This is a genomic window from Aeromonas sp. S13(2024) (genome assembly GCF_041402405.1).
Classification (GTDB): domain Bacteria; phylum Pseudomonadota; class Gammaproteobacteria; order Enterobacterales; family Aeromonadaceae; genus Aeromonas; species Aeromonas veronii.
Window position 1 is genome coordinate 176997 of sequence record NZ_JBGLRA010000002.1, and the last position, 15296, is coordinate 192292.

Consider the following 15296-nt stretch of genomic DNA (forward strand, 5'->3'; position numbering starts at 1 on the left):
TCGTAGCGACCCAAGGATGGCTAGCCCCATGAAGGATGAACCCTTCTCTATCCAGTTACAGCATGAGCTGGATCACCTCAAAGCCATCTTCAACGAGACGGACGCCTACATGTTTACCAAGGATCTGGCGGGCCGTTATACCTATGCCAATCAGGCGGTGCTGGATCTCTTTGGCTGCACCCTCGCCGAGTTGCAGGGGCAGGATGATCGGGCCTTTTTTGATCTCGAATTCTCCGACACCATTCAACGCAACGACCGGTTGGTACTGGAGCAGCAACTCGCCATCGCCCAGGAGGAGATCAACTACCTCAAATCCACTGGGGAAAAGCGCTGCTACTGGACCGTTAAAAAGCCCATCCATGACAAGGATGGCAACCTGATCGGCCTGTGCGGCATCTCCACCGATATCACCGAACACAAGCTGATTGAGGCCCGCATGGCGGAGCAGCATCAGCTGCTGGAGATCATCCTCGCCAACGTGGATGCCCATATCTATATGAAGGACAGCCTGCACCGCTTTCTCTACGTCAACCAAAAGGTCGCCGATCTGCTGGGCCTTCCTGCCGAGCAGATCATCAACCGGTGCGATGACGAGGTGATCCCAGCTGCCAGCGCCTGCCAGCTGTGGCGACTGGACAACCGGGTATTCGAAACCGGTGAGCTGCAAGCCGGGGAAGAGATGCTGACCGATCCCGAAGGCAATCAGCACTACTACTGGTCGGTCAAGGTGCCCTTTCTGCTGGGGGATGGCACCCCCACCCTGATCGGTATCTCCTCCGACATTACCGAACTGCACCAGCTCAAGGAGCAGCTGCACCAGCAGTCGGTGCGCGATGGCCTCACCGGTCTCTACAACCGCCGTTTCTTCTTCGAACTGTGCGAAAAGAACCTCAGTCTGGACATGCGCCACCACCTCACCTCGGTGCTGATGGTGCTGGATGTGGATCAGTTCAAGTGCATCAACGATCGCTTCGGTCACCCCTCGGGGGATAGCGCGCTGGTGCATCTGGGCAGGGTGATGCAATCGGTGCTGCGCAGCGAAGATGTGCTGGCTCGTATCGGCGGCGACGAATTCGCCATTTTACTGCCCAATACCACCCTCTCGGCCGCCGCATCCCTGGCCGAGCGGCTGCGCCTGCAGGTGATGCAAAGCCCACTGCCCCTGCCCGATGGGGAGAAGCTGGTTATCACCATCAGCGCCGGACTGGTGGAAAATGGCGAAGGGGAGCTGATGGAGAGCCTCTACGCCCGCGCCGATCAGATGCTCTATCAGGCCAAACAGAGCGGCCGCAACTGCGTCGCCTGCAAGGCTCCCTAGCCACACAACGGGAGGGCCAGCAGCCCTCCAGACCTCTTGTATCTCCCTCCTATGAATGGCTGTGCTGGCTCCTTACGAACAGGCGGCTACCCCAACTGTTTGCGCAGCACGAATTTTTGCACCTTGCCGGTCGAGGTCTTCGGCAGCGGGGTGAAGATGATGCGTTTGGGGGCCTTGAAGTGGGCCATCTGCTCCCGGCAAAAGGCGATCAACTCCGCCTGGGTAGTCACTCGCCCCTCTTTCAATTTCACGAAGGCGCAGGGCACCTCCCCCCACTTCTCATCGGGCATGGCGATCACCGCCGCTTCGTCCACATCCGGATGGCGATAGAGCACATCTTCCACCTCCAGACTGGAAATGTTCTCCCCGCCGGAGATGATGATGTCCTTGGATCTGTCCTTGATCTCCACATAACCATCCGGGTGCCATACCGCCAGATCGCCACTGCGAAACCACCCCTCCGTCATCGCCTCGGCGCTGGCCGCCGGATTTTTCAGATAGCCTTTCATCACCACATTACCGCGCAGCACTATCTCCCCCATGGTTTTGCCATCTTTGGCTACCGGCTCGCCAGTGACCGGATTGATGACCCGCATCTCCCCCTGCAGAGGCGACGCAACGCCCTGGCGTGCCTTGAGGCGGGAGAGCGCCGTGGCATCCTGACCTTGCCAGCTTCTTTGCGGCTCGCACAACACGCAGGGGCCATAGGTTTCGGTGAGGCCATAGACGTGGGTCACGGCGATCCCCATCGCTTCCATACCGGCGATCACGGTGGCGGGGGGCGCAGCGCCAGCGGTCATCACTTTAATGGGGTGATCCAGCCCCTGCTTGAGCGCCGGATCGGCATTGTTGAGCATATTGAGCACGATGGGCGCCGCGCAAAAATGGCTCACCTTGTGCTCGTGCAGCGCCTCATAAATGGCGGCCGGCTGCACATGCCGCAGGCAGACGCTCACCCCGGCGGTGGCCGCCAGCGTCCAGGGGAAACACCAGCCGTTGCAGTGAAACATCGGCAATGTCCAGAGGTAGACGGGATGTTTGGGCAGCTCCCAGGAGAGTACGTTGTTGATGGCGTTGAGGTGGGCGCCGCGATGGTGATAGACCACCCCCTTGGGGTTGCCGGTAGTGCCGGAGGTGTAGTTAAGGGAGATGGCCTGCCACTCATCTTGGGGCAGCCAGCCGGGCTCATCGCCGTTACCAGTGGCAATAAAGGCCTCATAGGTCAGTTCACTGACAAGCGCCCCTTCCCGGTAAAGGGGATCGTCGATGGCGATGACCAGCGGTTGGCGCTCCAGCAGATCCAGTGCCTTGCGCACCACAGGGCCAAACTCCCTGTCCACCAGCACCACCTTGCTCTGGGCATGCTGGAAGATAAAGGCCATCGACTCTGCATCGAGCCGGGTATTGATCGTGTTGAGCACGGCGCCGCTCATGGGCACCCCGAAGTGAGCTTCAAACATCGCCGGGATATTGGGCGCAACGATGGAGACGGTATCCCCCTCCCCGATGCTGCGAAGCCGCAAAGCCGAGGCAAGCTGGCGGCAACGGCGGGCGGTCTCACCCCAGCTCTGGCGCAGCGGGCCGTGGATCAGCGCCGGATAGTCGGGATAGACCCGCTCCGCCCGCCCCAGAAAGCTGATGGGGGTCAGGGCTTCAAAATTGGCGGCAGTTTTGGCAAGGTCGCGCTCATAGATGTTCTGCACTGTCATCGGATTCCTTCCTCACAGGTGGCACAAAACGGGCAGTTTCGGGATGATTCAGAGATCAGCAAGCGACATGGGCATCCTGCACGTCACTGGTCTCTTATGGGGATGACAGCCTAACAGCGAGCCTGCAGCGGCAGGTATTAGCAAAACGTCTTAGACAGGGGCAGCCTGCTGCCAACAGGGGCACCTGTTTTCGTTGCAAAAAAACATTTCATTACGGGAAAGCGTGCCATTTTTTTCACAGGCTGTTTTTGGCGAAAAACGAAAAATGACGATAGTGGAATATTATTCCGTCAAAGCTGCTTTATGTGTCATTTCATTCATCTCGGCACGCACTATTTTCATGCCATTTATTTAAGGCAAAGCACGTTAAATTAAAGCTGAAATAGTTATTGCATAACGCCATTTATTTCACCCCAGTCATTAAATCCATGACAAATAAATTTTGTGAGCCATCCCATAAAGCGAGCATGGCACCATGTTCATCAAGCCGCGCGCGGGTTACGGTTACAACGTGAAACAATCCACCGGATGTTCAATATCAGGCCAGATTTCTCGCCAATCACTACGCAATCTACAGTGATTTTGCGTACCTTGGATGTATGACGCAGAAACCCTATCGACCCGATATTCCGCCGAGCCCAAACCTGCTTTATCAAGGAGCATTTTATGTGTGCCGTGCCGAATACCACACCACGCAGACAATTCCCTACTGCATTTACCATTCTGTTTCTTATTATGTTACTGGCCATTGCACTGACCTGGATAATTCCGGCGGGCGCCTATGCCAAGCTCTCTTATAATCCAGCCAGTGAAAGCCTGATGGTCAATAGCCCACAGGGGGAAATAAGCCGACTTCCCGCAACCCAGGATGCCTTGGCAAAACTTAATATCAATATTGCGGTGGAGCAATTTACCAACGGCACCATCCGCAAGCCCATTGCCATTCCCGGCACCTATGCCCGATTGGAGCAAGCACCCAAGGGGCTCGGTGACGTGGCGGTCAGCATGGTCAAGGGCACCATAGAGGGGGCGGATATCATCGTCTTTATTCTGGTGCTCGGGGGGCTGATCGGCGTCATCAACAAGACAGGTGCCTTCAGTGCGGGGCTGGTCGCCCTCTCACACAAGACCCGGGGCAACGAGTTCCTGTTTGTGGCGCTGGTCTGCTTCGTGATGGCGCTGGGAGGCACCACCTGCGGACTGGAGGAAGAGGCGGTCGCCTTCTACCCCATACTGGTGCCCATCTTTCTGGAGCTCGGCTATGACTCCATCGTCTGCGTAGGGGCCATCTTCCTCGCCGCCTCCATGGGAACCACCTTCTCCACCATCAATCCCTTCTCGGTGGTGATCGCCTCCAATGCCGCCGGCATTCCCTTTACCGAGGGGCTGATCTTTCGCGCCATTGGCTGTCTGGTGGGCACCCTGGTGGTGATCGGTTATCTCTACTGGTACTGCAAGAAGATCAAGGCCAACCCTGCCTTCTCCTACACCTATGAGGACAGAGAGAGTTTTCGCGCCCGTTTTCTCAAAGAGGGCTCTATGGACGAAGGGGTGCCCTTCACCCTGCGCCGCAAGATCATTCTGACTCTGTTTATCCTCGCCTTCCCGCTGATGGTGTGGGGCGTCTCCATGGCCGGTTGGTGGTTTCCGCAGATGGCGGCCTCCTTCCTGACCATCGCCATCATCATCATTTTTATCTCGGGCCTGAAAGAGAAAGAGGCGGTCGAGGCCTTTACTCAGGGGGCGTCGGAGCTGGTGGCCGTTTCGCTCATCATCGGACTGGCGCGGGGGGTCAATCTGGTGCTGGATCAGGGGATGATCTCGGACACCATTCTGGCCTACGCCTCCGATCTGGTCTCCGGCATGCATGGCGCCGTGTTCGCGGTGGCGCAGATGCTGGTGTTCACCCTGTTGGGGCTGGTGGTGCCCTCCTCCTCGGGGCTCGCAGTGCTCTCCATGCCCATCATGGCACCGCTGGCAGATACTGTGATGATCCCCCGCTATATCGTGGTGTCGGCCTACAACTGGGGGCAATACGCCATGTTGTTTCTGGCCCCCACCGGACTGGTGCTGGTCACTTTGCAGATGCTCGGCATCCAGTTCAACAAGTGGGTCAAGTTCGTGCTGCCCATGGTGGGTTTTGTGCTGGGATTTGGCGCCCTGATGCTGGTGGTGCAAGTGATGTTGGCCTGATGGGCCTGTGATACATGAGTGACAAAACCCCGTGCCTGGCGCGGGGTGTTCTTTTGTCAGCCTTAGTGGCGCACCCGCCCCTGCTGGCGGAAGCAGTAGAGCTTGAGGCTGATGTCGGCGATATCGGCCGGTAGCTCCTCCCCCTGTTCAGCAAGGGGTCGGTAGAGGGATGAGAGCAGACGTTCGGCCTGCTGCACCGTGATGATGTTGGCCTGGATGGCTGGGGTGATCCAGCTGGGTAACATTGACATATCTCCCCCTCGTTGATCCGGTTATCTCGGGTGAACATCTTCATATGAGATCTTACGCAGTTGTCTGCCGACCCGTTCACCCTTTGCTTCACCCAATCAAAGCAAAATGCTTGCCGTGATCTCTTATCGGCCAACATCCGATGGGGCTGGAGCCATTTATCAATTACTTGCGTGGCCATCTCAACGAACAGAGTCCTTGTTCAAGACCTCGCCCTTGACCTGCCACCGCCAACGCCTTGCCACTCTGGCATTCTGCTCACCTCCCGCCTTGCAAATTGCGACTCGAATTGCTCCTTATCACGCTGGCAAAGCTGGCCATGCGCCGGAAACCGGTCACTTTTAGTCCGTTGTCGCCAAAGCCAGACAGTTTTTCATGGTGGCTATTTTTTGACCTTGCCAACACCTGTCGCAGGCCTATCCCCCTCGCCTTGTCCGGCCAACCGGTTGTGACAAGATGGCGCCAGATTGGAACAGCCCGTATGGGTATGCAGGAGAAGAACAAGATGAACAGATCCATGATGGCAGGTATCGGTATTGGTATCGCCTCGGCCCTGGCACTCTCGGCGGCGGCTAGCGGCTCCCTCTTTACACCCCAGCCCACCTTTGCCGAGGTGATCGCCAGCAAGCCGATCACCGAGACCATCAAGACTCCCCGACAGGAGTGTCGCAACGTCACCGTGACCCACCGCAAGCCGGTACAGGATGAACACAAGATCCTCGGCACCGTGGTGGGCGCGGCGCTGGGTGGCGTGGTCGGCCACCAGTTTGGTGGCGGCAGTGGCAAGAAGGTGGCCACCGCTGCCGGGGCGGTCGCAGGGGGTTATGCCGGCAATCAGGTGCAGGGCAATATGCAGGCGGGCGATACCTACACCACCACCGAGCAGCGCTGCAAGACCGTGCAGGATACGAGCGTCAACACTATTGGTTATGACGTGACCTATCGCCTCTCCGGTCAGGAGGGGGTGATCCGCATGAAGCAAGCCCCCGGTGCAACCATTCCGGTCAAGGATGGCAAATTGGTGATCGACCAGCCAAAAGTGTGATGTCTCCTGGCCCCACTCAGCAGCAGGCCCGCCTCTCTCGAGGCGGGCCTGTGTTTTTGGGCGGCTTGTTTCCTTTTTCAAACAACAGCACGCACCACTCACGGCACCCGAACTATCACCCTTTGCAACACTTCTTCACCGCCCGTACCACGTTCTGATAACCGGTACAGCGGCAGAGGTTGCCCGACAGCCCGCGGCGGATCTCCGCATCGGTCAGCGGACGGCGCTCGGTCTTGTCGAGCAGGGCGGCGCTCGCCATCACAAGACCAGGCGTGCAAAAACCGCACTGCACCGCCCCCTCGTCGATAAAGGCCTGCTGCACGTCGGAAAGCGCATTGCCTTTGCGCTCCCCCTCCACGGTGCGAATGGATTTGCCATCGGCCCAGACCGCCAGATAGAGGCAGCTGTCGATGGCAGTGCCATTCACCCGCACGGTACAGGCGCCGCACTCACCCACACTGCACCCCTCTTTCACACTGATCAGCCCCTGCCCGCGCAGGAAGTGGAGCAGCGACATGGTGGGCGGCACTGCATAGGAGTAAGGCTTGCCGTTGATCTCGCACTGGATCTCTACGGCGGGACAGCTTTGCGGTTGCATCATAGGATCTTCCCTCCGGCACGTTCGACTGCGCAGGCGACCACCCGCTGCGCCAGGGTTTTGATAAGGTGCAGGCGAAACTCCTTCTCCGCCCGCCAGGAGGAGCGCGGCGCCACATCGGCCACCACCGCCTCGGCAATGGCGGCCAGTGTGGCGCGATTCAGGGGTTGCCCTTCGGCCGCAGCTTCCGCGTGCGGCGTTCGGATCGGGGTCGGGGCCGCCACCCCGTAGGCCAGCCGCAGCCCCTTGAAGTGGCCATCCTCAATCTGACAGTAGGCGGCGCAGCCGATGGTGGCGATATCCATGGCATCGCGCATGGCGTATTTGAAGTAGTGGGAGCCCACATGGGGGTGAGAATCCGGCGCAAAGTGAAATGCTACCAGGATCTCCGCCGGTTGCAGCGCCACCTTGCCCGGGCCGGTGTGAAAGCCGGCGATGGGGATGCGGCGGGTACCATTGGGGCCGGCGATTTCCAGTTCGGCTTCCAGCGCGACGGTAGGCGCCGCCGAGTCGGCACTGGTGGCGCCGTTACAGATGTTGCCGCCATAGGTGGCGACGTTGCGGATCTGCGGGCCGGCGATGGTAGCGGCCGCCTCGGCCAGCATCGGCAGGCGGCGCTGCACCAGTTCGTTCTCGATGAGCTCGGTAAAAGTGGTGCCGGAGCCGATGCGGATAGAACCGTCAGCCAGCTCGCTCACCCCTTTGAGTTCGGGCAAGTCGTGAATATCGACGATATGGCGATAGGCGGCGTTGAGGTGATGCAGCTGGATCATCACATCGGTGCCACCGGCCAAGAGGCGCGCCTCGGGGTCGGCCTGACGCAGGGCGACCGCCTCAGCCACGTTGTGCGCCTTGTAGTAACGGGCAATATCAAACATGGTGTTGCTCCTCCCCTGATCCCTCGCCAATCAAACCCGCCGCGACAAACTCCCGGAACAGGGTTTTGGGGGTGATGGGCAGCTCGTTGATGGCGACACCGGTCGCCATGCGGATGGCGTTACGGATGGCGGGGCCCGGCGAGATGATGGGCGGTTCCCCCAGGGATTTGTGGCCATAGACCGACTGGGGCTCGTAGGTCTGCACGAAGTCGCATTCAAGCTCCGGCAAATCCAGCATGGTGGGGAACTTGTAGTCGAGCAGGTTGGGGTTACGCACCACGCCGCTCTTGGCGTCGATGATCATCTCCTCGAACAGGGACCAGCCGATCCCCATCCCCATGCCGCCGTGCACCTGCCCCTCCGCCAGCTGCGGATTGAGGATCTTGCCCGCATCGTGCAGGTTGATGATGCGATTGATGGTCACCTTGCAGAGATCGATATCGACGCTGAGATCGACAAAGGTGCAACCAAAGCTCGGCGGATTGGTGGTGGTCTTGTGGGAGACCTCGGAGGTGATCTGGCCGCCGATAGTGAGGTGGTAGTAGGCGTTGACCGACACCTCGGCGACGCTGATCAACACCTTCTCCGGCGCACCGGCCAGCACCACGTAGCCGTCGATCAGGGTCAGCGATCCTACATCCTGATGGCAGAGTTGGGCCGCCAGCGACAAAATGCGGGCCCGCAACTGCAGCGCCGCCTGATGGATGGCGGGGGCCGCCACATAGCTCTGACGCGAGGCGAACGAGCCAGGATCATAGGCAGTAATGTCGGTATCCTGAGTCGAGATGACCCGGATCTGCTCAAACGGAATGCCCAACGTCTGGGCCGCCATCTGGGCAAAGACGGTGTCCGACCCCTGCCCTATCTCGGTGGCGCCGATCTGCAGATTGACGGTGCCATCCTGATTGAGCAGCATGCGGGCGCCGGCAATTTCGACCCCCACCGGATAGGTATTGGAGCCGTAGCTAAAGCACGCCACCCCGATGCCGCGCCGCACCCGGCTCGCCGGATCCTGCCCCAGACACTCGGCCTTGAGTCGATCCCACTCGAACATCTCGCGGCCACGCAGCAGGCAGTCCGGCAACCCGGCGCTGTAGATGGTCTTCTGGTTGACCTGATTGACATCTCCTTCCCGCGCCACGTTGGCGATACGCACATCGAGTGGATCCAGCCCCAGTTCGGCACAGGCGTCATCCAGCATGCACTCAAGGGCAAAAATCACCTGCGGTGCGCCGTAACCGCGCATGGCACCGGCGGTGGGCAGGTTGCTGTAGAAGGTTTTGGCGTCATAACCGAAGGCGCTGCGCGGATAGAGGTAGCTGATCTTGTTGCCCCCGGCGCTGGCGATGGAGTGGCCGTGGGAGGCATAGCCGCCGGTGTTGGAGAGCACGTCGAGCTGATAGCCCTTGAGGGTTCCGTCGCGGTTGAGGCCCATCTTGCCATCGATGGCAAAGCCGTGGCGGGTGCGGGAGGCAAAAAAGCACTCCTCCCGGCTCTGAGTCACCTTGACCGGCACGCCGCCGAGCTTGTAGCTCAAAAACGCCGCCATCGGCTCTTCCAGCACATCCTGCTTGTTGCCAAAACCGCCGCCCATATAGGGCTTGATCACCCGCACGCTGGACCAGGGCAGACCGAGGGATTTGGCCACGCGGCTGCGCACTATCTGGGGGATCTGGGTACTGCTGACGACGATGATGTGGTCCGGTTGATCCATGTAGGCGTAGCAGGTCACCGTCTCCAGATGGCAGTGCTGCACCACCGGCGTCCGGTAGTGCCCCTGAAACTGCAGATCGGCCGCCGCGATGGCCTGCTCCGGGTCATTGGCGCGAAGCTGACTTTGCCGCAGCAGATTACCACTCGGATGAATGGGATAGGCATCGTCGGCCAGCGCGCTTTCGGCATCCGTCATCACCGGCAGCGGCTCGTAAGTCACCTTGACCAGGGCGGCAGCCTTCTCGGCAGTGAGCGGATCACGGGCTACGACTATGGCGACCCCATCGCCGAAGTGGCGTACATGGTCGGTGAGCAGACGGCGGTCTTTCACGTCCCGTTTCGCCTCATCGAGGGACCAGGCGTGACCGGCAGTGCGAAAGCAGGTGGTGGGCACATCCTCATGGGTAAACACGGCTTCGACCCCGTGCAGGGCCAGTGCCTCGGTCGCATCGATGGCAAGCACCTTGCCATGGGCGATATTGCTTCGCACGTACTTGGCGTGGCGCATACCGAGCATGATGTTGTCATCGGTATAGCGGGCGCTGCCGGTCACCTTGGCCTCGGCATCCACCCGCTTGAGCGGTAATCCTATGGACATATGCAAGTCCTTTTTCGAATGGAAAAATCTGGAACCGGCATAAAAAACAGCAAGATATGCGCCTGTTTCCCGCCATCGTCAGGAGAATGGGGAGAAGTGTGAAGGGGATCCCATCTAGCCCGCTTTTGTTGGCTCGCAGCGACAAGCCAGGGGCAGCCCCTGAGCAAACGGGGCACATCAGCGGTGAAAAAAGCGGCAGAGCGAGGACAACAAGGGCTAGAGCCTATCAATCTGGTAGGGGGATTTATCAAAATGGTATCGCGATGGCACTAGCGGCTAAGGCATGGTAACCAGCGTTGACGGTCAGAGCGCCGCAGATATAAAAATGGGGCCGCCAGAGCGACCCCAAACGGGCGGGTTATCCCTAAATAGCCCACCCCCCAGCATAAAAGAGCACCAGCGCCAGGGCGATGACCACGGTGCCGACGTTGAGCTTGTGCCACTCCTTCGAGCAGATGCGGCCGATCACCAGCGAGCTGAAGCCGAGCATGATGCCAGTGACAATGTTGCAGGTGAGCACGATAAAGACGGCGCACACCAGCCCGGACATGGCCCCGACAAAGTCATCGAAATCGAGCTTGGTGACGTTGCTCAGCATCAAGAGCCCCACATACATCAGGGCCGGTGCAGTGGCATAGGCCGGCACCAGATAGGAGAGCGGCGAGAGGAACAGCATCAGCAGGAACAGGCCGCCAACCACGGTAGCGGTCAGGCCGGTTTTGCCCCCCGCCGCCGTGCCCGCGGCCGATTCGATATAGACGGCAGCTGGCGCCGCCCCCACCAGACTGGAGAAGATGCTGCTGACCGAGTCGGCACTGAGCGCCTTGCCGCTGTTGATGATGTGACCATCCTTATCGAGCAGGTTGGCCTGCCCCGCCACGGCGCGGATGGTACCGGTGGCATCGAATACCGCCGTCATCACCAGCGCCAGCACGCTGGGCAACACCAGCGGCGAGAGGGCCCCCATGATATCCAGGCTGAAGATGAGGGACTTGCCCTGATCGTCCGAGAGGCTCGGCAGGGCGAACAATCCCTGATACTTCACCGCCGGATCGAAAATCAGGCCGAAGATGGAGATGGCGATAATCACCAGCAGGATCCCCCCCGGTACTCTCAGCTTCTCCAGCCCGAAGATCACCGCAAGACCGATCAGAGACATGATGACCGGCATCGAGGTAAAAGCCCCCAGCGCCACCGGCAGCCCCTCAAGCGGGTTCTTGATCACCAGCCCCACCCCGTTGGCGGCGATAAGCAGCAAGAAGAGACCAATCCCGATGCCGGTACCGTGGGCAATTCCCATCGGCAGGTTGTCGAGGATCCAGCTACGCACCCCGGTCACCGAGATGGCGGTAAACAGCCCCCCCATCAGGAAGACGGCCCCCAACGCCACCGGAATGGGGATCTGCTGCCCCAGCACCAGACTGAATGCAGTAAACGCCGTGAGGGAAATAGCGCAACCGATGGCCATCGGCAACTTGGCCCAGAGCCCCATCAAGAGCGAACCGAACCCCGCCACCAGACAGGTGGCGACAAACACGGCGCCGGGGGGAAAGCCCGCCTTGCCGAGCATGCTCGGCACCACTATCACCGAGTAGACCATGGCAAGGAAGGTGGTGAGGCCCGCCAGCACCTCCTGTCTGACGTTGCTGCCCCGCTCGCTGATCATAAAGTAGCGATCAAGAGCCGTGAGCGGCTGTTGCTTTGCTGCGCTCTGGCTGGCGTCATCATTGGCCAGCTGTTCCACGCTGTTTGTCCTGCTGTTTGCTTGGGTCATACCCAACTCCTTCACACGCGCCTGAATGTTCCATGACGAAATGGCGACAGGATCTGCGGGTCTGCCGAGCGCCAGTCTGATGAGAAACAGGCGATGGTGGCAGAAGATGCGACAGACAGACCAGGGCAGGCAGCCTTGACTCAAACGTTTGCCTTGCTGGTCAAAAAAACCGGGCCATTTCACGTTCTATGCGGGGAGATCCCCTGTGGTGCGGCAAGACTGGCGCCCCTGTGGGGCACGCCAGCCGCCGTATTCGTTGGGGCTGCGCCGCGGCAGCCCACTACAAGCCCTACCCCCGTTCATGCACCAGTTGGCCATCCACATAGGTGCGGTAGATGGATCTGTCATCCCCCAGGGTCAACAGCACAAAGAGCTTGTCCCGCAGGGTGGTGGAGTTGTCATAACGCAGCTGCTGCAGCGGGGTAGCGACCGGGTCGAGCACCACGAAGTCCGCCTCCTTGCCCACCGCAAAGCTGCCGATCTTCTCGTCGAGCCCCAGCGAATGGGCGCCGCCCAGGGTCGCCAGATAGAAAGCCTGATAGGCCGAGAGCCGTTCGCCCTGCAGTTGCATCACCTTGTAGGCCTCGTTGAGGGTCTGCAGCATATTGAAGGTGGTGCCCGCGCCGATGTCGGTGCCCATCCCCACCTTCACCTGCTTGCGCCACGCCTTGTGCAGCTTGAACAGGCCGCTGCCGAGATAAAGATTCGAGGTGGGGCAAAACGCGATGGTGGAGCCGGTCTCCTTCAGGCAATCCCACTCCTGCTCTTCCAGATGGACGCAGTGGGCAAACACGCAGTTGTGGCCGGTGAGCCCATGCTGGTGATAGACATCGAGATAGCCCTTGTGCGCCGGGAAGAGGGATTTGACCCAGGCGATCTCGTCCTTGTTCTCGCACAGATGGGTGTGCAGATAGGTGGTGGGAAACTCTTCGCGCAGTCGCCGCGCCATCGCCAGCTGCTCGGGTGTCGAGGTGGGTGCAAATCGTGGTGTGATGGCATAGAGCAGGCGACCATTGCCGTGCCAACGCTCGATAAGCTGCTTGCTCTGCACATAACTGCTCTCGGCGGTATCGAGCAGATAATCGGACGCATTGCGATCCATCATCACTTTGCCCGCGATCATCCGCATATTTATGCGGCTCGCCGCCTCGAACAGGGCGTCTACCGACTCGGGGTGAACGGTGCCGAACACCAGCGCCGTGGTGGTGCCGTTGCGCAGCAGCTGCTTGATAAAGAAGGTGGACATCTCGCGGGCATATTCGAGATCGTTGTAGCGCCGCTCGGCCGGGAAGGTGTGGCGGTTGAGCCACTCCAGCAGCTGCTCGCCATAGGCCCCCACCATCTCGCTCTGGGGATAGTGAATGTGGGTATCGACAAAGCCCGGCACTATCATCTTGCCGCGGTAATCCCGCACCCGCACTTCGGTCGGAATGCGATCCTTGCCCTCCTCCCACTCACCAAACCAGTCGATGCAGCCGTTGCGAATGATCAGCAGGCCATCCTCGATAAGGCGCGCGTTGGACTCAATCTCCTCGGGCTGATCCACCACCCGGGTGATATCGAAGAAGCTGCCGCGTACCGCTTTGACAGAGTTGTCATTTTTCATAACCGTTTCCCTGTTTTTCTTGTTCTGTTGACGTTTTTTGCCAGTTTAACCGTCAGATCCGTTCCACTTGTGGTGCCACCGCCTGCCCGGGCACTGGTGACCCCTCACCCTTGCTGGCCGATGGCTGGCCCGCACTGCGGGCGGTAAAGATCACATCCGGCTTGTCGCTCAACTGGATCACCTCCACCGCCTCGGCATCCCTGACGGCTGCCTTGCGCTTGCGGCTTTGCGGCAGCACCAGATTCATGATGATGGCGGTGATGCCGCCGGCGCAGATGGGGTTCTCCACCAGCATGTAGATACCCGCCGGCAGCACCTTGAAGACGTTCGGGTCGTAGGAAACCCCGAGCCCAAGGCCCAGCGAGGTGGCGACAATCAGGGTCTCCCGCCGATCGAAACCGTGGCTGATGATGATGCGACCACCGGCGATGGCGATCATGGAGAACATGATGACCATGGCGCCCCCCATCACAGGTGACGGGATAGTAGTGAAGAAGCGCCCCACCACCGGGAAGAGCCCCAGCAGCACCAGAATGACGGCAATAAACTTGCCCACATGGCGTGAGGCCACCCCGGTCATCTGGATGACGCCGTTGTTCTGGGCAAAGGTGGTGAGCGGCAGGGAACCGAGGGCCGAGGCAATGACCGAGACCAACCCGTCCGCCAGTACGCCGCCGGAGAGCCGTTTTTGAAACTCGGGGCCCTGAATATCCCGGTGGGAGACCATGGCGGTGGCGGTGATGTCCCCCACCGCCTCCAGCACGCTCAACAGATAGATGGTGCCCGCCAACATAAAGGCGTGAAAATCGAAGGAGAAACCGTACTTGAACGGGATAGGCACCGTAATAAGCGGCAGGTTTTCAAGGGCGGAGAAATCCACCATACCGAGCATCAGGGCCACCGCATAGCCCACCATCAGGCCGATGGCGATTCCGCTCATCCGTAGCAACGGGCTTCGGCTGCAGTTGAAAGCGACGATGACGCAGAGCACCAAAAGCCCCAGCCCGATGTGCTCGTATTTGCCGAAAGTGCCGCTGCTCATGGCGGAGAAGCCGCCGCCAAAGTCGATGATCCCCACCTTAATAAGGCTCAGACCAATCATCAGCACCACTACCCCGCTCACGGTCGGAGTGATCACCCGCTTGAGGTAGGGCAGCACAAAGGAGGAGCCCATCACCAGAAAGGCGCCGACAAAAGAGACCCCGAGCAGGGTCGAGACGATCAGCTCCTCGTGGATGCCATCTTTTTTCATGGCGCCGCCGAGGGCGATCATCACGGTCACGAAGGAGAAGTTGACCGACTGGATGGAGAGCAGCCCCGAACCGATGGGGCCATAACGGTTCACCTGCAACCAGGTGCCGATGCCGGAGGCGATCATCGCCATGGAAACCAGATAGGCGGTGGTCTCGGTGGAGAGGCCCAGGGCGCCGCCGACGATCAGCGCCGGGGTCACCATGGGAACAAAAATAGCCAGCAGATGGGTCACTGCGCCCATCAGGGTTTGATAAAACGGGGGTTTGTCTTCCAGCTCGTAAATGAGATCCGAGTGCTTGCGTGTTGTTTTAGACATCGTGTTTGTCCCATCACACAGAATGTAGGCGGAGTACTCATTCCG

The 15296-nt window shown here is 59.8% G+C and carries 11 protein-coding genes; 3 read left to right on the forward strand and 8 right to left on the reverse strand.

From position 1 onward, the window contains the following. Positions 1 to 28: 28 nt before the first annotated feature. Entirely contained in the window at positions 29 to 1318 is a 1290-nt protein-coding gene (locus ACB042_RS04530) for a diguanylate cyclase (protein WP_371177892.1), read from the forward strand. A gap of 86 nt (positions 1319 to 1404) precedes the next feature. Here the strand turns inward: ACB042_RS04530 and ACB042_RS04535 are convergent, their stop codons facing one another. After that, positions 1405 to 3027 (reverse strand): acyl-CoA synthetase, encoded by a 1623-nt coding sequence (locus tag ACB042_RS04535; RefSeq protein ID WP_371177893.1) that lies wholly within the window; start codon positions 3025 to 3027, stop codon positions 1405 to 1407. Positions 3028 to 3693: 666 nt separating this feature from the next. Here ACB042_RS04535 and ACB042_RS04540 point away from each other — a divergent pair. Beyond that, positions 3694 to 5220 (forward strand): YfcC family protein, encoded by a 1527-nt coding sequence (locus ACB042_RS04540; RefSeq protein WP_371177894.1) that lies wholly within the window; start codon positions 3694 to 3696, stop codon positions 5218 to 5220. 62 nt (positions 5221 to 5282) lie between these two features. Here ACB042_RS04540 and ACB042_RS04545 read toward each other — a convergent pair whose 3' ends face one another. Next, positions 5283 to 5471, reverse strand: coding sequence for a hypothetical protein (locus ACB042_RS04545; protein WP_005345660.1), 189 nt, complete (start codon positions 5469 to 5471; stop codon positions 5283 to 5285). A 503-nt stretch (positions 5472 to 5974) separates the two neighbouring features. On the opposite strand from ACB042_RS04545, the gene ACB042_RS04550 reads away from it, so the two are divergent. Further along, positions 5975 to 6514, forward strand: a complete 540-nt coding sequence (locus ACB042_RS04550) for a glycine zipper 2TM domain-containing protein (RefSeq protein WP_042080890.1) — start codon at positions 5975 to 5977, stop codon at positions 6512 to 6514. 115 nt (positions 6515 to 6629) lie between these two features. On the opposite strand, the gene xdhC is transcribed toward ACB042_RS04550, so the two are convergent. The 6 genes from xdhC to ACB042_RS04580 all read right to left on the reverse strand — a co-directional run bounded on the left by xdhC (position 6630) and on the right by ACB042_RS04580 (position 15251). After that, complete coding sequence (xdhC, locus tag ACB042_RS04555) at positions 6630 to 7115, reverse strand: xanthine dehydrogenase iron sulfur-binding subunit XdhC (protein WP_263717687.1); 486 nt, start codon at positions 7113 to 7115, stop codon at positions 6630 to 6632. After that, entirely contained in the window at positions 7112 to 7990 is an 879-nt protein-coding gene (gene xdhB / locus ACB042_RS04560) for a xanthine dehydrogenase FAD-binding subunit XdhB (protein ID WP_371177895.1), read from the reverse strand. Before xdhB ends, xdhC begins: the two co-directional genes overlap by 4 nt. Further along, complete coding sequence (gene xdhA, locus ACB042_RS04565) at positions 7983 to 10301, reverse strand: xanthine dehydrogenase molybdenum-binding subunit XdhA (RefSeq protein ID WP_371177896.1); 2319 nt, start codon at positions 10299 to 10301, stop codon at positions 7983 to 7985. Before xdhA ends, xdhB begins: the two co-directional genes overlap by 8 nt. Positions 10302 to 10665: 364 nt before the next feature. After that, complete coding sequence (locus ACB042_RS04570) at positions 10666 to 11967, reverse strand: NCS2 family permease (protein ID WP_234918390.1); 1302 nt, start codon at positions 11965 to 11967, stop codon at positions 10666 to 10668. 397 nt (positions 11968 to 12364) lie between these two features. After that, positions 12365 to 13681, reverse strand: coding sequence for a guanine deaminase (guaD, locus tag ACB042_RS04575; protein ID WP_371177897.1), 1317 nt, complete (start codon positions 13679 to 13681; stop codon positions 12365 to 12367). Positions 13682 to 13733: 52 nt separating this feature from the next. Beyond that, positions 13734 to 15251, reverse strand: a complete 1518-nt coding sequence (locus tag ACB042_RS04580; protein ID WP_139462454.1) for a nucleobase:cation symporter-2 family protein — start codon at positions 15249 to 15251, stop codon at positions 13734 to 13736. Positions 15252 to 15296: the final 45 nt, after the last annotated feature.